Genomic DNA, 19,979 nt, shown 5'->3' with positions numbered 1-19,979 from the left:
TCCCCACGAGGGGGAGGGTAAAGTGCCGCGCAACAGCCTACCCTTTGCCAATTTTTGCCGCCTTGCCCTTGTCGACCCACCACAGCGCTTCGACCGGGAAGTCGAAATCGGGTTTCCGCTCGGGAAAACCGAACATGTCCCAATAGGCGCTTCGATGATTCGCCAGGAACCAACTTGGAATCCAATCCCTCCGTGCACGCAAGACCCGGTCGAGCGCGCGCATGGCAATTGTCAGGCTTTCGCGACCCTCGGCGGCACCTGCGGCGTCAACCAGGGCGTCGATGGCCGGGCTCGACGTTCCCGGCAGATTGCGAGAGCCCGATACGGTAGCTGCTCGCGAATGGAAAATGGTTTCGAGGTCGTCACGGGTTGGCGTCGCCGGAAACGAGGCCGCGACCGAGACGAGGTCGTAGTCGAACGAATTCTGCCGCAGCTGATATTGCGCGGCATCCACCAGCCGGATCGAGGCATCGATGCCGACCGCCTTCATGTTTTCGACCCAGGGCGAGTAGACCTGTTCGAAGACTTCGTCGTCGACAAGAAACTCTGCGGACAACCGACCACCCTTGTCGTTCACGACGAAATTGCCGGACCGTTTCCAGCCGGCCTCGGCCAGAAGCTTGGCCGCCTTGCCAAGCAACTGCCGGTCGCGGCCGGAGCCGTTCGACGCGTCCTGGATCACGGCTTCGCCAAAAGCCTCGGCGGGAATCTGCTCACGCAGCGGCTCAAGAAGAGCCAATTCTTGTGGCGACGGTCTGCCCTCGGCGCGAAATTCGGATTTCTCGAAGCAGGATTGCGAGCGCTCATAGGAACCGTAGAAGAAATTGCGCCGCGTCCATTCGAAGTCGAAGCAGAGCCCGATCGCCTGCCGCACGCGCGAGTCGCGAAACTGCTCGCGCCGCTGGTTGACGGCGGTGCCCTGCATCGAAGGCACCGTTTCGGCCGGGAATTCGTGCTTCACCACCTTGCCGGCAGTGAACGCTGGGAAGTCGTAGCCGGTCGCCCAGACGCGCGAGGTGAATTCCTCCCTGTAGAGGATTTCTCCCTTCTTGAACGCTTCGAAGGCAACGCTACGGTCCTGATAGAACTCAACGCGGATCCGCTGAAAATTGTTCTGGCCGCGATTGACCGGCAGGTCGTTGCCCCAATAATCAGCCACACGCTCATATTCGATCCAGGCCCCTGCCGACCAGCGACCGACCTTGTAGGCGGCTGACCCCAACGGCGGGTTCATCTGCGAGGAATCGAACGGGTTGGCCGTGTAGAACGCCTTCGACAGGACCGGGAACTCGACGACGTTGAGGATGGTGCGGCTTGTCTGCTTGCCGGAAAACCTAAGCTGCAGCGTGTGGGCATCCACGGCAATCGCGTCATCCAGATGCGTTAGCGGCAGGGAATAGTACGGGTGCCCCTTGTCCTTGAGCAGCTTGAAGGTGAAGGCGGCATCCTCTGCCGTCAATGGCGTGCTGTCATGGAAGCGGGCCTGCGGGCGCAGCGAGAAGGTGAAGTCGTTGCGGTCGTCGGAAATCGTCACGCTGTCAGCGATCAGCCCGTAAACGGCGTCAGGTTCGTCGTACGCTCTCACCATCAGTGAATCGAAGCACATCTCCGTGCGCTGGGGCGAATCGCCTTTGGGAACGAACGAATTCAGCGTGTTGAAGGTCAGCGGCGTCTGGTTGGCAAGCCAGTTGCGCGGCAGGAAGTTGAAGACGCCACCTTGCGGCGCATCGACATTGACATAGTCGAAATGAGTGAAGTCCGGCTTGTATTTGAGGTCGCCGAAAGCCGACAGTCCATGCAGTTTCACGCCGGTTGGGCTGGCGGCGAAAGCCTTGCCCGGCAGCAGCGCAGCAACGGCCGCGGCGCCACTGAGGGCCAGGAAATCGCGGCGAGGGAGCCCCGCCATCAATTGCTGCCCTTGTACTTGGCGGCCAGGGCCTTTTCCTTGTCCGCATCGATCCACCAGGAATCGATATCGGCGCCACGGTAGCCGGGCTGCTTTTCCGGGATGCCGAACTTGTTCCAGTAAGCCAGCCACACAACGGCGCGATAGTATTGCGGCACCACATAGTAATTCCACAGCAGCACGCGATCGAGCGCATGGGTGGTGGCGACGAGGTCATCGCGATCCGTGGCAAAAATGATGCGGTCGACAAGGGCGTCAACGACCGGGTTCTTGATGCCGGAATAATTGCGCGATGCCGGTGTGTCGGCGGCCTTGGAGCTCCAGAAATCGCGCTGCTCGTTGCCGGGCGATTCCGACTGTTGGAGCTGTCCTGTGATGACGTCGTAATCGAAATTTCTGACGCGGTTGGTATACTGGCTCGGGTCGACGATGCGCAGTGTCGCATCGACGCCGATCTTGCGCAGATTGGCGATCCAGGGGCTGGAAATGACCTGGTCGGTTTCATTCGAGCCTAGGATTTCAAACTTGAATGGCTCGCCGGTCTTGGCGTTGACCATCTTGCCGCCCTTGATCACCCAGCCGGCCTGGGCGAACAGGTCGACCGCCTGCTTCAGATATTTGCGCTCCGCCTGCGGCGAATCGTAGACCGGCAACTTGAATTCCTGGGTGAATACTTCCGGCGGCAGCTTGTCGCGGTACTTCTCCAGGATCTCCAATTCCTTGCCTTGCGGCAAGCCGCTGGAGGCTAGGTCCGTGCCCTGGAAATAGCTGTGGGTGCGAGTGTTGAAACCGAAGAACAGCGTGCGGTTCATCGATTCGAAATCGAACGGGTAGGTGAGCGCGGCCCTGACCAGACGATCGGCAAACAACCTATGTCTCTGGTTGAGCATGAAAGCCTGCATCGGCTCGGGCGAGGTGGTCTTGAACTCCTGCTTGATCACATCGCCGGCCTTGATCGCCGCGAAATCATAAAATGTCGCCCAGCGCTTCGAGCTGTTTTCCGGCTTGATATCGTCGAGGCCACCTTTCTTGAACGCCTCCCAGGAGGCGTTGTCGTCAAGAATGTAGGTAAAGTGCTGCGTGTCGAAATTCTCCCGACCGATTTTCACAGCCAGCTTGGCGCCCCAATAGTCGGGGACGCGCTGCCAGACGATTTCCGACCCCGCCTTGAAGCTGGCGATCTTGTATGCAGCCGAGCCCAGCGGCGGCTCCAGCGTCCCCTTGGTGATGTCGCGCTTCTTGCCATTGGCGTCGGTGCCTTCCCACCAATGCTTGGGCAGCACGACAAGGTCGCCGAGGATCTTGGGCAGTTCGCGATTGCCCTTCTGGTCGAAGTGGAACTCGACCTCACGGTCCGAGACAGCGACGGCGTCGGTGACGTTTTCGAAATAGCGGCTGTACATCGGGCTGTTGGCCTTCAGCACCTGGAACGACCAGATCACGTCGTCAGTGGTGATCGGCTGTCCGTCATGCCATTTCGCCCGTGGGTCGAGCCGGTAGGTGGCCGAGGAATAGTCGGTAGGGTACTTGTAGGCATCGGCGATGAGCGGGTGGCTGACGCTGCCTTCGTCAGTCGCTTGATCCATGAGCGTGTCGTAGAGCAGGCCGCCGCCAAATGGCTGCAGGCCGGCCGCCGGCGAGCCCTGCACGATGTAGGGATTGAAGCTGTCGAACGTGCCGGAAACGACCGAATTGTAGGTGCCACCCTTCGGTGCATCCGGATTCACATAATCGTAGCGCTGGAAGTTCTCGCCATATTTGGAGGGGCCGATCAGCGAAGAGGTGGTGTGCCATTCCTGGGGGAAGGCTGCCTGCAGGCCGCCTGCGAGGGCGCCCACAACCAGAAAGGACCTCAGAAGCGTTCGGCCAACCGTCATGCGTTCTCCTCTTCGCGATGCCCGGCAATCCTAAATGATTTGACGCCGGTGAAAACCGCCATGCGGCGGCTTTGTCGCCGCATATGCGATTTTCCTAACAAAAAGCCGGGCTGAACCCGGCTTTTTTGAGATCATGGAGATGACAATTCGGTTATTTGGCGGGCGCCGGTGCCGGCGTCGCAGGGGCTGGAGCTGCCCCTTCAGCCGGCTTGGCCGGAGCAGCACCCTCGGCCGGCTTGCCCGGCGCGGTTGCATCAGCGGCGGCACCTGGCGTCGGCAGCGGCTTTGGGCTGTCCGACAGCGTTCGCAGATAGGCGATGACGTTGGCGCGGTCCTCGTCCTTCGGCAGGCCGGCAAAGCCCATCGCAGTGCCCTTCACGAATTTCTTCGGCGAGGTGATGAAGTGGTTGAGGTTGTCATAGGTCCACTTCTCCGCGCCGCCCTTGGAAAACTCTTTCATGCCGGCCGAATAGGCAAAGCCCTCATGCTCGGCGACGGGGCGGTCGACGATGTCCCAGAGATCCGGGCCGACCTTGTTGGGGCCGCCTTTTTCGCCGGAATGGCAGGCCTGGCATTTCTTAAAGACGGCCGCACCTTGCTCGACATTGGCGGTGGCCAAAAGGTCGGCGATCGGCTTGGCCTCTGCCGCGGGTCCGGCGGCGCCGCCTTCGGCAGGCTCCGTCGCCTCGATGGCGAAGCCGGGCTTTTCCGGCGCCGGCGAGGCAAACAGGGCGTCGGAGACCAAACCGACCGAGAAGACGACGAAACAGGTTCCAAGCAACCCGGCGAGCAGTTTGTTGACTTCGTTGGAATCCATACGCCCCAGGGCTCCCTTTTCCGGCGGACCTCTCCGTCCACTCCGTCCGTCGGTATCGTGACCCACCCCGTCGAGCCGGTCAAATCGGGCGGAAACTAGGTCTTTTGCTTGGGCGTTGCAACACCTATAAGGGCGCTTCCAGTGAGACCTTTTGCCACTTTCCCCATCCTCTTTCGAACGCCTTGCAACCTCGATGTCCACGCTCATCCTGATCCCGGCCCGCATGGCCTCGACGCGCCTGCCGGGCAAGCCGCTGGCCGACATAGCCGGCGCGCCGATGATCGTCCATGTCGCCCGCCGCGCCGCTGAGGCTGGGCTTGGCCGGGTGGTGGTGGCAACCGACACGCGCAACGTGGCCGAAGCGGTGCGCGCGCACGGTTTCGAGGCGGTGATGACGCGCACCGACCACGAATCCGGCTCCGACCGTATCTTCGAGGCGCTGACCGCGCTCGACCCCGATCGCAAGGTCGAAACCATCGTCAATGTGCAGGGCGACCTGCCGACCATCGATCCCAAGATCATCGGTGCGGCGCTGAAACCGTTCGAGGACGCTGCGGTCGACATCGCCACGCTCGGCGTCGAGATCGTCCGCGACGAGGAAAAGGCCAACCCCAACGTCGTCAAGATCGTCGGTTCGCCGTTGTCGGCGACGCGGCTGAAGGCGCTCTATTTCACCCGCGCCACCGCGCCCTGGGGCGAGGGGCCGCTCTATCACCATGTCGGCCTCTACGCCTATCGGCGCTCAGCCCTCGAACGCTTCGTCGCTTTGAAGCCGTCGCCGCTGGAGCGGCGCGAGCGGCTGGAGCAGTTGCGGGCGCTGGAGGCCGGTATGCGCATCGATGCCGAGATCGTGCAATCGCTGCCGCTCGGCGTCGACACGCCGGAAGACCTCGAACGCGCCCGACAAATTCTTTCCTGAGACCTTCAACCTGGATATCGGCATGCCTGACAAGACCAACAGAATATCCTTCCAGGGCGAACCGGGCGCCAATTCCGACACCGCCAGCCGCAACATGTTCCCTTCGATGGAGCCGTTGCCGTGCCCCACCTTCGAGGATGCCTTCAACGCGGTCGAGACCAACAAGGCCGACCTCGCCATGATCCCGATCGAAAACACCATCGCCGGCCGCGTCGCCGACATCCATCATCTCTTGCCGGAATCGAAACTCCACATCGTCGGCGAATATTTCCTGCCGATCCATTTCCAACTGATGGTGCTGCCCGGCGTCAAACGCGAAGAGATCAAGACCGTGCACAGCCATATCCATGCGCTGGGACAGTGCCGCAAATACATCCGCAAGAATGGCTGGAAGCCGGTGATTGCCGGCGACACGGCGGGTTCGGCGAAGCTGGTTTCCGAGCTCAAGGACCGCACCATGGCCTCGCTGGCGCCTGCGCTCGCCGCAGAACTCTATGGCCTCGACATCATCGAGAAAAATGTCGAGGACACGGACTCGAATGTCACCCGCTTCGTCGTCCTGACCAAGGACAAGCGATTGGCCGAACGGCCCTCGGCCGACACCAAGATGATGACGACCTTCATGTTCCGTGTCCGCAACGTGCCGGCTGCGCTCTACAAGGCAATGGGCGGTTTCGCCACGAACGGCGTCAACATGACGAAGCTGGAGAGCTATCAGTTGGGCGCCTTCACCGCGACGCTGTTCTACGCCGATATCGAGGGCCATCCCGACGATCCGCTGGTCAAGCTGGCGCTGGACGAACTGCGCTTCTTCTCGCGCGAAGTGCGCATTCTGGGCGTCTATCCCGCCAGTGAGTCGCGCGAGCAGTGGAAGGTCGCGGACTAAGGTTCCCCTAAACCAGCAGGGTCAGCGGCACATAGTCGATTTCCATGAAGGTTTCGACTTCCGGGATCCAGCGGTCACGCACGAAGGCGACGTGGTCCGGGTGCTCATTGTATCTGGTGTAGGCGGCCTGATCGACGAACTCCATCGAGAAGCCGAAGTGATAGTCGTTCTTCGGGCTGACTTGCCGCAGCGGCTCGAAATGGGTGACGCCCTTGATTGCGCTGAGAATGCGCTTGGCATCGGAGAGGAACCGCTTTTCCTCCAGCGAGTACTGCGGGTGCTTCAGGGTGAAAACCACGGTGTGACGGATCATTTTTTGCTCCCGTTAAGCATTCCAGGAAAAGTGTGAAGCGGTTTTCCGTCCGGAATTGCGTAAAATAACAACTCTTATTCGCTGTCGACCCAGGCGCGGATCAGATGATGCGCGATCGCGCCTTTCGGCGGCGTGACCAGATTGTCCTTGTGCGTCCTCTCCAGCATGGAACGCACCTCGTCGCGAAAAAACCAGCGGCAATCTTCCAACTCGTTGAGATCGGCCTGGATGTCGTCATTGAGCGGTTCGCCGAAACAGCCGATCATCAGCGAATAGGGGAACGGCCAGGGTTGGCTGGCATGGTAGACGACGCGGCCGAGCCGGATGCCGGCTTCCTCCAGCGTTTCGCGGCGCACCGCCGCCTCGATCGTCTCGCCCGGCTCGATGAAGCCGGCAAGCGCCGAGTACATGCCGGGCCCGAAATGTCGGCCGCGGCCGAGCAGGCATTTTTCCCGCGTCGCCGTCAGCATAATCGCCACCGGATCGGTGCGTGGAAAGTGCTCGGTGCCGCAATTTGGGCAATGGCGCTTGTAGCCGCCGGCCCGCATTTGCGATTCATGGCCGCATTTGCTGCAGAAGCGATGGGTGGCATGCCAAGCAAGCAGGGCGGCGCCTTGCGCCAGCGCGCCCGCTGCCGCCTCGTCGATCAGCCCCTGAATATAGACCGAGCGATAATCGATCGCCTTCATGGTCTCCGGTAGCTGTTCGGGATCGAGGCCGACCGGCACGGCAAGTACCGGGCCGCTCTCGGCAAAGCCAAGCAGCACGCCTTGTGCGAGTGATGGCTGCAGCTTCTGGCTCTCAGCCAGATCGAACCAAGGGTCGAAGCTGCCATCGTGCAATTTCAGATACAGCCGTCCGCCATGCATCGGCAGAAGACGTGCCGAGGGATCGGCTAACGCCCTTTCGACGGAATCGTCGGCGCGGTTCTCGGATTGCCGATCAATCGTGTTTCCGGCGAAGCCGACGAACTGGCTCGGTTCGCGCAAGGGCGCGTCAAAAAGGCGAAAGGTCATGGAAGCTCGAACGTCTAGGAATGGACACAGGCGGCTTATAGCGCCGCCTTGATCTGTTGCGCAAACTGGCGGATGCCTGAACGCTCATAGGGCTCGCGCATGCCGTGCCCCCACACCGGCCCCGGCCAGCCCGGATCGCCTTCCGAGCGGGCGATGACGTGGACATGCAATTGCCGAACGATGTTGCCGAGCGCGCCGGTGTTGATCTTGGTGCAGCCCGTGGTTCTTTTCAGCGCCTGCGCCACCATGTTGGTTTCGAAGGTCAACATCGCCTGGTCGAGCGGCGTCATGTCGTGGATTTCTTCGGCCCCCGGCCGCTGCGGCACCAGGACCAGCCATGGCCAGCGGCTATCGTTCATCACCCTGAGCTCGCACAGGCCGAGCCACATCAGCTGCTCGCTATCCGCCTCCAGCCTGGAGTCGAGCGTGAATCCGGCCTTGAGGCCCGGTAGCATTGGCGTTTCCCTTGCGCTTCTCGCATTATTCCCAAACTCATGACGCTAGAGCGGCTGCACGGGGGCTGCAAGCGATTCATTGAGCGGCGGAGTTCACGGGCATCCGATTCTCAATGCACCCTTGCATTTGATCGCTGAATTGCCGATATGGAACGCGGGAGGTTGGTGGTGGACGATCCACTCGCCAACCGGGTCAGGTCCGGAAGGAAGCAGCCCTAACGAGCCCGGAACGGGTCATTGTTCCAGCCTCCCACCTCATCGGCCCCTCTCGCGACATTGACGACGCATTGCAGCGCGGGCGAGACTATTAGCAGGAATCGGCTACGCTGAGACGCGGCCTTTTGGAGCTTTACGGGCGAATGAGCGAAGCCGGAAATTCGGACCCCGAAACCCTGGAGAAGCAAAAGGCCGTCGCCTATCGCGTGCTGGCGCGCAAATATCGTCCGTCGAATTTCTCCGAACTGATCGGCCAGGAGCCGATGGTCCGCACTTTGACCAACGCTTTCTCCACAGGCCGCATCGCCCAGGCCTGGATGCTGACCGGCGTGCGCGGCGTCGGTAAGACCACGACGGCGCGCATCCTGGCGCGGGCGCTCAACTACAAGACGCCGACGGTCGACCATCCCTCGGTCGACCTCGCCCTCCTGGGCGAGCACTGCCAGGCGATCATGGAAGGCCGCCATGTCGACGTCATCGAGATGGACGCCGCGTCGCATACCGGCATCGACGACATCAGGGACATTATCGAGCGCGTGCGCTATGCCCCGGTGTCGGCGCGCTACAAAGTCTACATCATCGACGAAGTGCACATGCTCTCCACCCAGGCCTTCAACGGCCTGTTGAAGACGCTGGAAGAGCCGCCGCCGCACGTCAAATTCATCTTTGCCACCACCGAAATCCGCAAAGTGCCGATCACCGTGCTGTCGCGCTGCCAGCGTTTCGACCTGAGACGCATCGATGCCGGCGCGCTGGTCGCGCATCTCGCCTCGATTGCCGGCAAGGAAGGCATATCGGTCGACGAGGACGCGCTGGCGATGATCGCGCGCGCCGCCGAAGGCTCGGCCCGCGATTCGCTCTCCATCCTCGACCAGGCAATCGCCCATGGCGGCGGCGCCGTCAGCGCCGAAGCGGTGCGCGCCATGCTGGGTCTCGCCGACCGCGCCCGCATCGTCGACCTGTTCGAACATGTCATGAAAGGCGATGTGGCGGCCGCCCTTGCCGAATTCCGCAACCAGTACGACACCGGCGCCGATCCGGCTGCCGTGCTGACCGATCTGGCCGAATTCAACCACCTCGTCACCCGGCTGCGCTTCGTGCCGACGGCTGCCGACGACGCTTCCCTGTCCGAGGATGAGCGCCGCCGCGGCGCCGACTTCGCCAGCACGCTGTCGGTCAAGGTTCTGTCGCGAACCTGGCAGATGCTCTTGAAAGGCATTCCCGAGGTGCAGTCGTCCAACCGACCGGTCAGCGCCGGCGAGATGGTGCTGATCCGGCTGGCGCATGCCGCCGACCTGCCGACGCTGGACGAGGCGCTGAAATCTCTGGAGAGCGGCGCTCCGGCGTCCGGTGGTGCGTCACGCCCGAATGGTGCGCCGGTAAATGCCGGCAATGGCGGCGGCGCCAGCGCCGTAGCGCAGACCCGGGTGCCGTCCGGGCCAGCCGGTGCGCAAATCATGCGGCTGGTCGACGCGCCCCCGGTCGCCTTTGTCGCGCCTCCGCAGCCGGTCGTGGAGCCGCAATCGCCGCCGCTGAAATCGCTGGCCGATATTGTCGCTCTTGCCGACGCGCAGCGTGACATCGCCTTCAAGGTGCTGGTCAAGAGCTGTATTCGCCTGGTGAGCATCGAGCCCGGCCGTATCGACGTCGGCCTGACCGCCGATGCGCCCAAGATGCTGCTGAACGACTTGACGACGAAGCTGCGGGCCTGGACCGGCCGCAACTGGCTGGTGTCATTGTCGAAGGAAGAGGGCGGCCAAACGCTGGCCGAGATGGAATCGACCAGGCGCGAGACTGCTTTCTCCGACGCGAAAAGCGATCCGGCTGTGGCCGCCATCCTGGCGCGCTTTCCCGGCGCCAAGATCATCGACGTGCGCATTCCCGACGCGCCGGAAGTCGACACCGACAAGGCCGAAGCGCCGGTCGAGCCGCCGTCCGACGACGACGAAACCTGACCATAGCCACGAATCCGCAAAGGACCCGACCATGAAAGATCTTCTCGGCCTGATGGGCAAGGCGAAGGAAATGCAGGCCAAGTTCCAGGCCATGCAGGACGAGATCGCGACGATTGAAGCAAGCGGGCAGGCGGGCGGCGGGCTGGTCAATGTCACGCTGACCGGCAAGTTCGAAATGAAGTCGCTGAAGATCGATCCGTCGCTGTTCAAGGAGGACGAGGTTGAGATTCTCGAAGACCTGCTGCTGGCCGCTCACAATGACGCCAAAAATAAGGTCGAGCAGATTATGCAGGAGAAGACCAAGGCGCTGACGGCAGGCTTGCCGATCCCGCCCGGAATGAAATTGCCGTTCTGAGCCGGCTCCAACCAGTTAATTGATTATGAAGGGAAATCGGCTGCGGAGGCTGTTGTTAAAGACTTTCTCCGGCTTTGTTCACGCGGACATATCTGGGCATTTATAAAGTTTTACCTATGCTGCACGAAAGCTAATCCTTTAGCCATCTTTTTGCCTTTAAGAGTCTCATTCTTGCCACATCTCGGGGCGGGCTGGCATCTGGACAATGAGGCATTTTTGTTGATCGCGACGCGATGGAAGACGCCGCTTCTGCTCGGCATCATCTTCTCCCCTATGTTCCTGGCCGGTTGCAGCCAGACCACGTCTTCGCACGGCCTGTCGGTCGCCAGCCTGACCGACGCCATCACGCCCAGTTTCCTTTCGACGCGCGCCTACCGCAACACGCCGAAGGAGAAGGAATGCCTGGAGCGGGCGATGTTCTTCGAGTCCAACCGCTCGAGCCGTGACGGCATGATCGCCGTCGGCACGGTGGTGATGAACCGGCTGCGCTCCGGCAATCATGGCAGCACCATTTGCCAAGTGGTTGGCGAACCGGGCCAGTTCGCGCCCGGCGTGATGACGCGGGCGATGAATTCGAAAGCGATGCCCGATGTCGAGGAGGCCGCCGATGCGGTGCTCAAGGGCGAGCGCAAGGCCAAGCTGAAGAACACGATGTACTTCCACACCGCCGGCCTGAGGTTCCCCTACAAGAACATGCATTACACCATGGTTGCCGGCGGCAACGCCTTCTACGAGAAGCGCGGCCGCAACTGGCAGCCGCTGCCGGATGAATCCACGACCATGGTTGCCTCGGGGACGCCGCGCGCGCCTGTGCCTGAAGCGCCGGTGCAGGTTGCCTACGCCGAGCCGGTGGTGAAGACCATTGTCCGTCCAGATCCTGCCAAGCAGGCCGCGGCGGTTCGCGCAGCCAAGGCGACACGTGCCCCGGCCGAGCAGACCTATGTGACGGCTTCCGCGGCGCCCGCCAAGAGCGCCCGCGTCGCCGCCAAGCAGACGGAGGTGGCGATGCAGGAGCCGATGGCCGAGCCGGATGCCTCGCGTTTCGGCGGCACGCTGAACGCCCGCTACATCACCTCGGTTCCATCGGCGACGCAGGAAGCGTCGATGGGCTTCCAGTCGACGCCTGAGAACACCGACGCTATCGGCGCAATGATCGTCGATCAAACCCGGCCGCTCTCAGCCTACTGACGCCTAAAACAGTTTCCGAGCCCGCCATGGCAGCATGGCGGGCTCGGTGCGTATGCGGCATGTTTCAAAGCGCGCGGAAAAATCCTAGATCAGTGCGATGTCGAAGCGAATCGCCGGTCCCGAGATCGAACGCCTGATCCAGCTCCTGGCCAAGGTCCCGGGACTAGGGCCGCGTTCGGCCAGGCGTGCGGCACTGCACCTCATCAAGAAGAAGGAGCAGCTTTTGTCGCCGCTCGCCGCCGCCATGGCTGAAGCCGCCGACAAGGTGCGCATCTGCACGACCTGCGGCAATGTCGATACCTCCGACCCTTGCATGATCTGCACCGATCCGCGCCGCGATGCCTCGACGCTGATCGTCGTCGAGGATGTCTCCGACCTCTGGGCGCTGGAGCGGGCGGCGGCCATGAATGTGCGCTACCACGTGCTCGGCGGCACGCTGTCGCCGCTCGACGGCATCGGCCCCGACCAGCTCAATGTCCGCTCGCTGGTCGACCGCGTCGCCGGCGGCGAGGTGAAGGAGGTGATCCTCGCCGTCAACGCCACGGTCGAGGGCCAGACGACGGCGCATTATCTCACCGACCAGCTCTCGGGTTTCGAGATCAAGGTCACCAGGCTTGCGCATGGCGTGCCGGTCGGCGGCGAACTCGACTATCTGGATGAGGGGACGCTGGCGGCGGCCTTGCGCTCGCGGACGGCGTTTTGACGCAATTGGCGGGCAGGATGTGCGACATGAAAGCTTCGCATTCTTCGAGGTTTGCGCCAAACACCCCCCTCTGTCCTGCCGGACATCTCCCCCTCAAGGGGGGAGATCAGCAGCTTCTCGGGCGGCATTCTTCTTTCAACGCTGGTGGTTGGCGAAAACCGAAGCGACAGCCAATCTCCCCCCTTGAGGGGGAGATGTCCGGCAGGACAGAAGGGGGCGCGACAGAACGCGGATCTTTCGGATTGGCGCTCGTTGCGCTTCTCGCATCCCTTGTTGCCCTGCTTTTTGTAGCCCCCGCCTCCGCCGCCAAAATCGACGACCAGTTCCGCGCCTGGCTGCAAACCGATCTCTGGCCGGAAGCCCAGACCAAAGGCATCTCCAAATCCACTTTCGACGCCGCTTTCGACGGCGTGAAGCCGAACCTCAAATTGCCCGACCTCGTCCTGCCCGGCGAGAAACCCAAAACTCCGCAAAAACAGCATCAGGCCGAGTTCGGTTCGCCCGGCGCCTATTTCGCCGAAAAGACGGTGCGCGCCGTCACATCAGGCGGGCGCACGCGCGAGGCGGCCAACGCCAGGACGCTTGCTGCGATCGAAAAGCGCTACGGTGTCCCGGGCGAGATACTGTTGGCGATCTGGGGCCGCGAGACCGGCTTCGGCGCGGCGAAAATGCCCTACGACGCCTTCGAGGTTCTCGGCACCAAGGCGTTCATGTCGACCAGGAAGGACTTCTTCCGCACCGAGGTGCTGGCGGCGCTCGAGATCGTCGAGCATGGGTTGGCGCCGGTCGGCGCCATGAAATCGTCCTGGGCCGGCGCGCTCGGCCAGCCGCAATTCATGCCGACCTCGTTCCTGAAGCACGCCGTCGACTACGACGGTGACGGCCACCCCGACATCTGGAATTCGACGCCGGACGTGCTGGCCTCGATCGCCAACTATCTCGTCCACTATGGCTGGGTGAAGGGGCGTGGCTGGGGTTTCGAGGTGACGGTTCCGGAAAGCGTTTCCTGCTCGCTCGAAGGTCCCGACCAAGGCAAGAAGATCTCAACCTGGGCGGCGATGGGAATCAGCCGCGTCGGCGGCAAACCCTTTCCGGCCAACGAACTGAAGGCGGAAGGGTTCCTTTTGATGCCGGCCGGACGCAGCGGCCCCGCCTTTATCGCCACGCCCAATTTCTACGTGCTGAAACAGTACAACACCAGCGACCTGTACGCCCTGTTCATCGGCCATGGCGCTGACCGCATCGCCCATGGCGATGCTGATTTCGTCGGCAGCTGGGGTGCGGTTGGCGGCCTGCATCGTTCCGACATCGCCGCGCTGCAACGGGCGCTGGAGGCCAAGGGCTACGATGTCGGCAGCGCCGACGGCCTGCCCGGCTTCAAGACCCGCCGCTCGATCGGCAGCTGGCAGGAAAAGAACGGCCGCCCCGCCACCTGCTTCCCCGACGCCGATCTGGTTGCTGCCATCAAGTAACACCGAAAAGAGCAGATTTTTCCCCATCGGCGGCTGCAATTGGCTCGCCCATGCTTCGACGCGCACAGCATATTCCGGTCCAGTATGCCGGCTCGCAAAATGCCCGTTGCCGGTTGGAGGGCTGCCGGATAGGGTGTTGACCAACTGGAAAAAAATCAACACGGTATGTGTCTAACGGTCGTCCTCCGGCCGCGAAAAAGATTACTGCAGCCCTGAGCCGGGAACTCGGGGTCAACAATCAACAAAACAGGGAACAATCATCATGATGATGGAAAAGTTTGCTCTACGTTCGCGCGTCTGGCTCGCAGGTGCAGCCATGTCCGCTCTGCTCATTGGCGTCGCGCCGGCCTTTGCCGTGACCCCCGCCGACACGCTGGTCGAAGGTTTTGCCATCGACGACATCATCTCCATGGATCCGGGCGAGGCGTTCGAACTGTCGACCGCAGAGGTCACCGGCAACACCTATGATCTGCTGGTCCGCCTCGACCTCAGCGACACCTCCAAGGTCAAGGGCGACCTTGCCGAGAGCTGGACCGTTTCCGACGACGGCCTGGTCTATACGTTCAAGCTCAAGCCTGGCCTAAAGTTCGCTTCGGGCAATCCACTGACCGCGGCCGATGTCGCCTATTCCTTCGAGCGCGCCATCAAGCTGGACAAGCCGCCGGCATTCATCATCAACCAGTTCGGCATCAGCGGCGACAATGTTGCCGACAAGGCCAAGGCCGTCGACGACACCACCTTCCAGTTCACCGTCGACAAGGCCTATGCGCCGAGCTTTGTGTTAAACTGCCTGTCGGCAACGGTCGCTTCGGTCGTCGACGCAAAGCTGGTCAAGGAACATGTCGCCGCGGTGACGCCGAGTGCCGACTACAAATGGGACAACGATTTCGGCAACGCCTTCCTGAAGACCGGTTATGCCGGCTCCGGCGCCTACAAGCTGCGCGAATGGCGGGCCAATGAGGTCGTCGTGCTCGAGCGCAACGATAATTACAATGGCGAGAAGGCCAAGCTCGCCCGCGTCATCTACCGCAACATGAAGGAAAGCTCGGCACAGCGCCTGGCGCTCGAAGCAGGCGACATCGACGTTGCCCGCAACCTCGAGCCGAACGATCTCGACGCCATCGCCAAGAATGCCGATCTCACCACGACCAGCGCGCCGAAGGGCACGGTCTATTATATCAGCCTCAACCAGAAGAATCCGAACCTCGCCAAGCCCGAGGTTCGCCAGGCGTTCAAATATCTGGTCGACTACGATGCGCTGAGCACGACCATCCTCAAGGGCATTGGCGAGATTCACCAGACCTTCCTGCCCAAGGGCGTGCTGGGCGAACTGGACGAAAATCCGTTCAAGTTCGACGTCGCCAAGGCCAAGGAACTGCTGACCAAGGCCGGCCTTGCCGACGGCTTCAGTGTAACCATGGACGTACGCACGGGGCAGCCGACCACCGGCATGGCGGAATCGATCCAGCAGACGCTTGGCCAAGCCGGCATCAAGCTGGAAATCATCCCCGGCGACGGGAAGCAGACGCTGACCAAATACCGCGCCCGCAATCATGACATCTATATCGGTCAGTGGGGCCAGGACTATTTCGATCCGAACTCCAATGCCCAGACCTTTGCCTCAAACCCGGATAATTCGGATGAAGGCAAGACCAAGACGCTGGCCTGGCGCAATGCCTGGGACATCCCGGACCTGACAAAGCAGACCGAAGCAGCCTTGCTTGAGAAGGATGCCGGCAAGCGCGCCGATATGTACAAGAGCCTTGAAAAGACGATCCTCGACACCAGTCCCTTCGTCATCATCCACCAGCAATTGGAAGTGGCAGGCCTGCGCAAAAACCTGAAAGGCTTTGCGCTCGGTCCGAGCTTCGACTCCAACTTCGTCGGCCCGGTCTCCAAGGAATAGCGACGGCGGACGCGCCTGATGAGCGCGATTGAAAACCAGGCGACGGCGGGGCAGGGAAGCGCCCGCGCCGTCGCTATTTTATTGGCCATCGGCCGCTTCCTGGTCATCGCCGTCACCACCTATCTCGGCCTCCTCGCGGTGACCTTTTTCATCGGCCGCGTCATCCCGATTGATCCGGTGCTGGCGGTGCTCGGCGACCGCGCACCGGCCAATGTCGTCGAGCGCACCCGCCGCGAGATGGGGCTCGACCTGCCGTTGATCGAGCAATTCTATATCTATCTCAAGCATGCGCTGAACGGTGATTTCGGCACCTCTGTGCTGACCACCAATCCTGTGATGACCGACATCCGCCGTGCCTTTCCGGCAACGATCGAACTGGCGACTTTGGGCACTCTGATAGGCTCGTTGATCGGCGTGCCGCTCGGCGTGCTGGCAGCGGTAAAACGCGGCAGTCTCATCGACCAGATCGTTCGCATTGTCGGCCTGATCGGCTATTCCGTGCCTATCTTCTGGATCGGGCTTTTGGGGCTTGTCCTGTTCTACGCCAAGCTCCAATGGGTGGCTTTTCCCGGCCGCCTCGACATCGTCTACGAGTACACATTCACACCGATCACCGGCTTCTACCTGCTCGACGCCGCGCTGCAGGGCCAGTGGGATGTCTTCTACGACGCTTACCGCCACATCATCCTGCCCGCAGGGCTGCTGGGCTATTTCTCGCTCGCCTATATCAGCCGAATGACGCGCTCCTTCATGCTGAATGAGCTGTCGCAGGAATACATCGTCGCCGCGCGCGCCAAGGGCCTGTCTGAAACGCGAATCATCTGGGGCCATGCGCTGCGCAACGCCGCGGTGCCGATGGTCACGGTGATCGCGCTGTCCTATGCCGGGCTGCTCGAAGGTTCGGTGCTGACCGAGACGGTGTTCTCCTGGCCCGGCATCGGCCTCTACATCACCAATTCGCTGCAGAACGCCGACATGAACGCCGTGCTCGGCGGCACCATCGTCATCGGTTCGGTGTTCATCGGCATCAACCTCCTGTCCGACGTTCTCTACAAGGTGCTCGATCCGAGGACGAAGACAGGATGAGCGCCGAAGCAATCCAAACGCGCCGCGATTGGCTGCTCAGCGATCGGCCGGCCTCGCGCATGCAGGCACGGCTCGGCCGCGCCTACGTCGCTTGGCGGCGCTTTTCCGCCAACCGGCTGGCGTTTCTCGGCCTGCTCATCATCATCGCGCTGCTGCTGGTCGCCGCCTTTGCCGATGTGCTGGCGCCCTATTCGCCGACTATCGGCGATCTCAAGAATGCCCGGCTTTTGGCGCCGAGTGCGGCGCATTGGTTCGGCACCGACGATCTCGGCCGCGATATCTATTCGCGCATTCTTTTTGGCTCACGCTGGACCCTCTATGTCGTCATTCTCGTCGCCGTGATAGCGGCCCCCATCGGCCTTTTGGTCGGCACCGTCGCCGGCTATGCCGGCGGCTGGACCGATGCCATTCTGATGCGCATTACCGACATCTTCCTCGCCTTCCCCAAGCTGATCCTGGCACTGGCCTTTGTCGCCGCCCTTGGCCCTGGGATCGAAAACGCGGTGCTGGCCATCGCCATCACCTCGTGGCCGCCTTACGCTCGAATTGCGCGGGCCGAGACGATGACCGTGCGCAATTCCGATTACATCAAGGCGGTGCAATTGATGGGCGCCTCGCCGTTCCGCATCGTGCTGCGCCACATCATGCCGCTCTGCATCTCCTCGCTGATCATCCGGGTGACGCTCGACATGGCCGGCATCATCCTCACCGCCGCCGGCCTCGGCTTCCTCGGCCTCGGCGCTCAGCCGCCTCTGCCGGAATGGGGCACCATGATCGCGTCCGGCCGCCGCTTCGTGCTCGACCAATGGTGGGTGGCCGGCGCACCGGGCTTCGCCATCCTGATCGTCAGTCTCGGCTTCAACCTGCTCGGCGACGGCCTGCGCGACGCGCTCGATCCCCGGAGCGGCGACCAATGAGCGGTGATCAATGAGCGGTGATCAATGAGTGGTGCACTTCTCGATATCGACGATCTGCGCGTCACCTTCCCGACTCGCACTGGCCTCATCCAGGCAGTGCGCGGCGTCACTTTTTCGCTTGGCCGAGAGCGGCTGGGCATTGTCGGCGAAAGCGGCTCCGGCAAGTCGCAGACCGGCCGCGCCATCATGGGGCTGACGCCGCCGCAGGCTCTGGTTTCGGCCAAGAAGCTCGCCTTGGACGGCATCGATCTTTTGGACATACCCGCCCGCCAGCGCCGGGCGCTGCGCGGCAAACGCATCGCCATGATCCTGCAGGATCCGAAATACTCGCTCGACCCGGTGATGAGCATCGGCCGCCAGATCGTCGAGACGCTGCGCACGCATGAAAAGGTCTCCAAGGCCGAGGCGCGCGAGCGTGCGCTGGCCATGCTGGAAGCTGTGCAGATCCGCGACCCTTCGCGTGTCTTCGACCTGCACCCGCACGAGGTGTCCGGCGGGATGGGCCAGCGCGCCATGATCGCAATGATGCTGATCGCCGGACCGGAACTGATGATCGCCGACGAGCCGACCTCGGCGCTCGACGTCACCGTGCAGCTCGATGTGCTCGGCATCCTCGACCGCTTGGTCAGTGAGCGCGGCATGGGTCTGATCTTCATCTCGCACGATCTGCGGCTGGTCGCCTCCTTCTGCGACCGCGTCATCGTCATGTATGCCGGCAAGGTGGTCGAGCAGCTCAAGGCGTCGGAGCTGCGCGACGCCAAGCATCCCTACACGCGCGGCCTACTCAACTGCATGCCCAGGATCGGTTACGAACGCCACCCGCTGCCGGTGCTCGACCGCAAGCCGGAGTGGGCGGCATGACGCCAGCCATTTCGATTGAAGGGCTGGAGGTGGTGTTCGACCGTTTTCGCGCGCTGAAAGGGGCGAACCTTGAGGTGAAGTCCGGCGAATCCTTCGGCCTGGTCGGCGAGAGCGGTTCCGGCAAGTCGACGCTGCTCAAAGCCATTGCCGGCCTGGTGCCTGTCGCATCCGGTACTATCACGGTCAATGGCAAGACGCTGGGAGCGCGCCGCGACAAGGCTTTTTATCGCGAAGTGCAGATGGTCTTCCAGGACCCCTATGGTTCGCTGCACCCGCGTCAGACCGTCGACCGCCTGCTGCAGGAGCCGCTCGCCATCCACGGCTTTGCCGATGGCGAACAACGCATCCAGCGCGCATTGGATGAGGTTGGCCTCGGCAAGGGCTTCCGCTTCCGCTATGCGCACCAGCTCTCCGGCGGTCAGCGTCAGCGCGTGGCTATCGCGCGGGCGCTCATCCTCGAACCGTCGATCCTGCTGCTTGACGAACCAACCTCGGCGCTCGACGCTTCGGTGCAGGCCGAAGTGCTCAACCTGCTCGAAGAGGTTCGCCGTCGGCGCAAGCTGACCTTCCTGATGGTCAGCCACGACCTCGCCATCATCACCCATATGTGCGAGCGCCTGATGGTGATGCAGAATGGCGAAGCGGTGGAGAACCTGACGGCGGGCCAGCTGATCGGGCACCGCGTGGAGAAGGATTACACACGCAATTTGCTTAGGGCGAGCGAGGGGTTTGTTCGGACGGCGTGAACTAGTTTCTTCCGCAGAACAATCGCTTGGGGAATTCCATGGAAGAATGGAAGTTTGCAGATCCGCCCAATGTCGCGGTGCTATCGGACAAGAGCATATTCAAACGGGGCGACTGGATCGCATACGTTGTGCATGAAGCTGACGATGACGAGAACTACAACGATGAAGGCGGCAGTTGGCAATTCTATAGCAGCGACTCTCGAGATTGGGATGAACGCGAGATAATGCTCGTTGGCCTGCAAGAGGTGGTGCAGCAGGATGAAAGCATCCTGGCATTGGCCGACTTGCCAAAAGGCTGGCATGCTTGGCGGACCTCAAAATCATCGCCATGGCAGCGAACGAAATCGCGCCCCGAACCCTCTAACGATAACGAATGATCCGCAAA

Annotated in this window: 19 protein-coding genes and 1 other RNA gene; 14 read left to right on the top strand and 6 right to left on the bottom strand. The window is 62.1% G+C overall.

Translation table 11 applies throughout. The features are described from left to right. Positions 1 to 37 precede the first annotated feature (37 nt). The 3 genes from NKJ57_RS12810 to NKJ57_RS12800 form a co-directional block, all read right to left on the bottom strand. Positions 38 to 1,906, bottom strand: a complete 1,869-nt coding sequence (locus tag NKJ57_RS12810; RefSeq protein WP_023682036.1) for an extracellular solute-binding protein — start codon at positions 1,904 to 1,906, stop codon at positions 38 to 40. After that, positions 1,906 to 3,783, bottom strand: a complete 1,878-nt coding sequence (locus NKJ57_RS12805; protein ID WP_023745252.1) for an extracellular solute-binding protein — start codon at positions 3,781 to 3,783, stop codon at positions 1,906 to 1,908. The genes NKJ57_RS12810 and NKJ57_RS12805 overlap by 1 nt, the downstream gene beginning before the upstream one ends. A gap of 151 nt (positions 3,784 to 3,934) precedes the next feature. Continuing rightward, the gene (locus tag NKJ57_RS12800) at positions 3,935 to 4,600 is read right to left on the bottom strand and encodes a c-type cytochrome (RefSeq protein ID WP_023688767.1); all 666 of its coding nucleotides are present in this window, start codon (positions 4,598 to 4,600) and stop codon (positions 3,935 to 3,937) included. Between the two features lie 193 nt (positions 4,601 to 4,793). On the opposite strand from NKJ57_RS12800, the gene NKJ57_RS12795 reads away from it, so the two are divergent. Together NKJ57_RS12795 and NKJ57_RS12790 are read left to right on the top strand one after the other, a co-directional pair. After that, positions 4,794 to 5,519: a 3-deoxy-manno-octulosonate cytidylyltransferase gene (locus NKJ57_RS12795; RefSeq protein WP_352510987.1), complete on the top strand. Its 726-nt coding sequence runs from the start codon at positions 4,794 to 4,796 to the stop codon at positions 5,517 to 5,519. A 22-nt stretch (positions 5,520 to 5,541) separates the two neighbouring features. Then, complete coding sequence (locus tag NKJ57_RS12790) at positions 5,542 to 6,405, top strand: prephenate dehydratase (RefSeq protein ID WP_023692604.1); 864 nt, start codon at positions 5,542 to 5,544, stop codon at positions 6,403 to 6,405. A gap of 7 nt (positions 6,406 to 6,412) precedes the next feature. On the opposite strand, the gene NKJ57_RS12785 is transcribed toward NKJ57_RS12790, so the two are convergent. The 3 genes from NKJ57_RS12785 to NKJ57_RS12775 form a co-directional block, all read right to left on the bottom strand. After that, the gene (locus tag NKJ57_RS12785) at positions 6,413 to 6,718 is read right to left on the bottom strand and encodes a Dabb family protein (protein WP_023669515.1); all 306 of its coding nucleotides are present in this window, start codon (positions 6,716 to 6,718) and stop codon (positions 6,413 to 6,415) included. A 74-nt stretch (positions 6,719 to 6,792) separates the two neighbouring features. Continuing rightward, a complete protein-coding gene (nudC, locus tag NKJ57_RS12780) occupies positions 6,793 to 7,734 on the bottom strand; it encodes an NAD(+) diphosphatase (protein WP_023715298.1) in 942 nt (313 codons plus the stop codon). Positions 7,735 to 7,769: 35 nt separating this feature from the next. Continuing rightward, positions 7,770 to 8,189, bottom strand: a complete 420-nt coding sequence (locus NKJ57_RS12775) for an HIT domain-containing protein (RefSeq protein WP_023682032.1) — start codon at positions 8,187 to 8,189, stop codon at positions 7,770 to 7,772. A 157-nt stretch (positions 8,190 to 8,346) separates the two neighbouring features. Here NKJ57_RS12775 and ffs point away from each other — a divergent pair. The 12 genes from ffs to NKJ57_RS12715 all read left to right on the top strand — a co-directional run bounded on the left by ffs (position 8,347) and on the right by NKJ57_RS12715 (position 19,971). Then, positions 8,347 to 8,443, top strand: an RNA gene (ffs, locus tag NKJ57_RS12770) — signal recognition particle sRNA small type. Positions 8,444 to 8,548: 105 nt separating this feature from the next. Then, complete coding sequence (locus tag NKJ57_RS12765; protein ID WP_352510986.1) at positions 8,549 to 10,360, top strand: DNA polymerase III subunit gamma/tau; 1,812 nt, start codon at positions 8,549 to 8,551, stop codon at positions 10,358 to 10,360. A gap of 31 nt (positions 10,361 to 10,391) precedes the next feature. Next, the gene (locus NKJ57_RS12760) at positions 10,392 to 10,715 is read left to right on the top strand and encodes a YbaB/EbfC family nucleoid-associated protein (protein ID WP_023669519.1); all 324 of its coding nucleotides are present in this window, start codon (positions 10,392 to 10,394) and stop codon (positions 10,713 to 10,715) included. A gap of 219 nt (positions 10,716 to 10,934) precedes the next feature. Continuing rightward, positions 10,935 to 11,903, top strand: coding sequence for a cell wall hydrolase (locus tag NKJ57_RS12755; protein WP_023736155.1), 969 nt, complete (start codon positions 10,935 to 10,937; stop codon positions 11,901 to 11,903). 97 nt (positions 11,904 to 12,000) lie between these two features. Further along, a complete protein-coding gene (gene recR / locus NKJ57_RS12750; protein ID WP_023696745.1) occupies positions 12,001 to 12,606 on the top strand; it encodes a recombination mediator RecR in 606 nt (201 codons plus the stop codon). A 194-nt stretch (positions 12,607 to 12,800) separates the two neighbouring features. After that, positions 12,801 to 14,078 (top strand): lytic murein transglycosylase, encoded by a 1,278-nt coding sequence (locus NKJ57_RS12745; protein ID WP_352510985.1) that lies wholly within the window; start codon positions 12,801 to 12,803, stop codon positions 14,076 to 14,078. Positions 14,079 to 14,340: 262 nt separating this feature from the next. Continuing rightward, positions 14,341 to 15,984 carry an ABC transporter substrate-binding protein gene (locus tag NKJ57_RS12740; protein ID WP_023730913.1) on the top strand — a complete coding sequence of 548 codons (1,644 nt, stop codon included), beginning with the start codon at positions 14,341 to 14,343 and terminating at the stop codon, positions 15,982 to 15,984. Positions 15,985 to 16,002: 18 nt separating this feature from the next. Further along, positions 16,003 to 17,070: an ABC transporter permease gene (locus NKJ57_RS12735; RefSeq protein WP_023669524.1), complete on the top strand. Its 1,068-nt coding sequence runs from the start codon at positions 16,003 to 16,005 to the stop codon at positions 17,068 to 17,070. Next, positions 17,067 to 17,987, top strand: coding sequence for a nickel transporter permease (gene nikC, locus NKJ57_RS12730; RefSeq protein WP_023682024.1), 921 nt, complete (start codon positions 17,067 to 17,069; stop codon positions 17,985 to 17,987). Before NKJ57_RS12735 ends, nikC begins: the two co-directional genes overlap by 4 nt. 24 nt (positions 17,988 to 18,011) lie before the next feature. Beyond that, positions 18,012 to 18,848: an ABC transporter ATP-binding protein gene (locus NKJ57_RS12725; protein WP_352510984.1), complete on the top strand. Its 837-nt coding sequence runs from the start codon at positions 18,012 to 18,014 to the stop codon at positions 18,846 to 18,848. Next, positions 18,845 to 19,594, top strand: coding sequence for an ABC transporter ATP-binding protein (locus tag NKJ57_RS12720; protein ID WP_352510983.1), 750 nt, complete (start codon positions 18,845 to 18,847; stop codon positions 19,592 to 19,594). Before NKJ57_RS12725 ends, NKJ57_RS12720 begins: the two co-directional genes overlap by 4 nt. Before the next feature lie 38 nt (positions 19,595 to 19,632). Further along, positions 19,633 to 19,971: a hypothetical protein gene (locus NKJ57_RS12715; RefSeq protein ID WP_352510982.1), complete on the top strand. Its 339-nt coding sequence runs from the start codon at positions 19,633 to 19,635 to the stop codon at positions 19,969 to 19,971. Positions 19,972 to 19,979 lie beyond the last annotated feature (8 nt).

It is taken from the genome of Mesorhizobium sp. M0077, from assembly GCF_040322955.1.
Lineage (GTDB): Bacteria > Pseudomonadota > Alphaproteobacteria > Rhizobiales > Rhizobiaceae > Mesorhizobium.
The sequence above is the reverse complement of the archived record's forward strand: the minus strand, read 5'-3'. Positions and strand labels throughout refer to the sequence as shown.

Bases quoted from the DNA above. Each gene is read 5' to 3' on its own strand.
- NKJ57_RS12810 (WP_023682036.1), bottom strand. From the start codon at position 1,906: ATGGCGGGGCTCCCTCGCCGCGATTTCCTGGCCCTCAGTGGCGCCGCG.
- NKJ57_RS12805 (WP_023745252.1), bottom strand. From the start codon at position 3,783: ATGACGGTTGGCCGAACGCTTCTGAGGTCCTTTCTGGTTGTGGGCGCC.
- NKJ57_RS12800 (WP_023688767.1), bottom strand. From the start codon at position 4,600: ATGGATTCCAACGAAGTCAACAAACTGCTCGCCGGGTTGCTTGGAACC.
- NKJ57_RS12795 (WP_352510987.1), top strand. From the start codon at position 4,794: ATGTCCACGCTCATCCTGATCCCGGCCCGCATGGCCTCGACGCGCCTG.
- NKJ57_RS12790 (WP_023692604.1), top strand. From the start codon at position 5,542: ATGCCTGACAAGACCAACAGAATATCCTTCCAGGGCGAACCGGGCGCC.
- NKJ57_RS12785 (WP_023669515.1), bottom strand. From the start codon at position 6,718: ATGATCCGTCACACCGTGGTTTTCACCCTGAAGCACCCGCAGTACTCG.
- nudC (WP_023715298.1), bottom strand. From the start codon at position 7,734: ATGACCTTTCGCCTTTTTGACGCGCCCTTGCGCGAACCGAGCCAGTTC.
- NKJ57_RS12775 (WP_023682032.1), bottom strand. From the start codon at position 8,189: ATGCTACCGGGCCTCAAGGCCGGATTCACGCTCGACTCCAGGCTGGAG.
- NKJ57_RS12765 (WP_352510986.1), top strand. From the start codon at position 8,549: ATGAGCGAAGCCGGAAATTCGGACCCCGAAACCCTGGAGAAGCAAAAG.
- NKJ57_RS12760 (WP_023669519.1), top strand. From the start codon at position 10,392: ATGAAAGATCTTCTCGGCCTGATGGGCAAGGCGAAGGAAATGCAGGCC.
- recR (WP_023696745.1), top strand. From the start codon at position 12,001: ATGTCGAAGCGAATCGCCGGTCCCGAGATCGAACGCCTGATCCAGCTC.
- NKJ57_RS12745 (WP_352510985.1), top strand. From the start codon at position 12,801: ATGTCCGGCAGGACAGAAGGGGGCGCGACAGAACGCGGATCTTTCGGA.
- NKJ57_RS12740 (WP_023730913.1), top strand. From the start codon at position 14,341: ATGATGATGGAAAAGTTTGCTCTACGTTCGCGCGTCTGGCTCGCAGGT.
- NKJ57_RS12735 (WP_023669524.1), top strand. From the start codon at position 16,003: ATGAGCGCGATTGAAAACCAGGCGACGGCGGGGCAGGGAAGCGCCCGC.
- nikC (WP_023682024.1), top strand. From the start codon at position 17,067: ATGAGCGCCGAAGCAATCCAAACGCGCCGCGATTGGCTGCTCAGCGAT.
- NKJ57_RS12725 (WP_352510984.1), top strand. From the start codon at position 18,012: ATGAGTGGTGCACTTCTCGATATCGACGATCTGCGCGTCACCTTCCCG.
- NKJ57_RS12720 (WP_352510983.1), top strand. From the start codon at position 18,845: ATGACGCCAGCCATTTCGATTGAAGGGCTGGAGGTGGTGTTCGACCGT.
- NKJ57_RS12715 (WP_352510982.1), top strand. From the start codon at position 19,633: ATGGAAGAATGGAAGTTTGCAGATCCGCCCAATGTCGCGGTGCTATCG.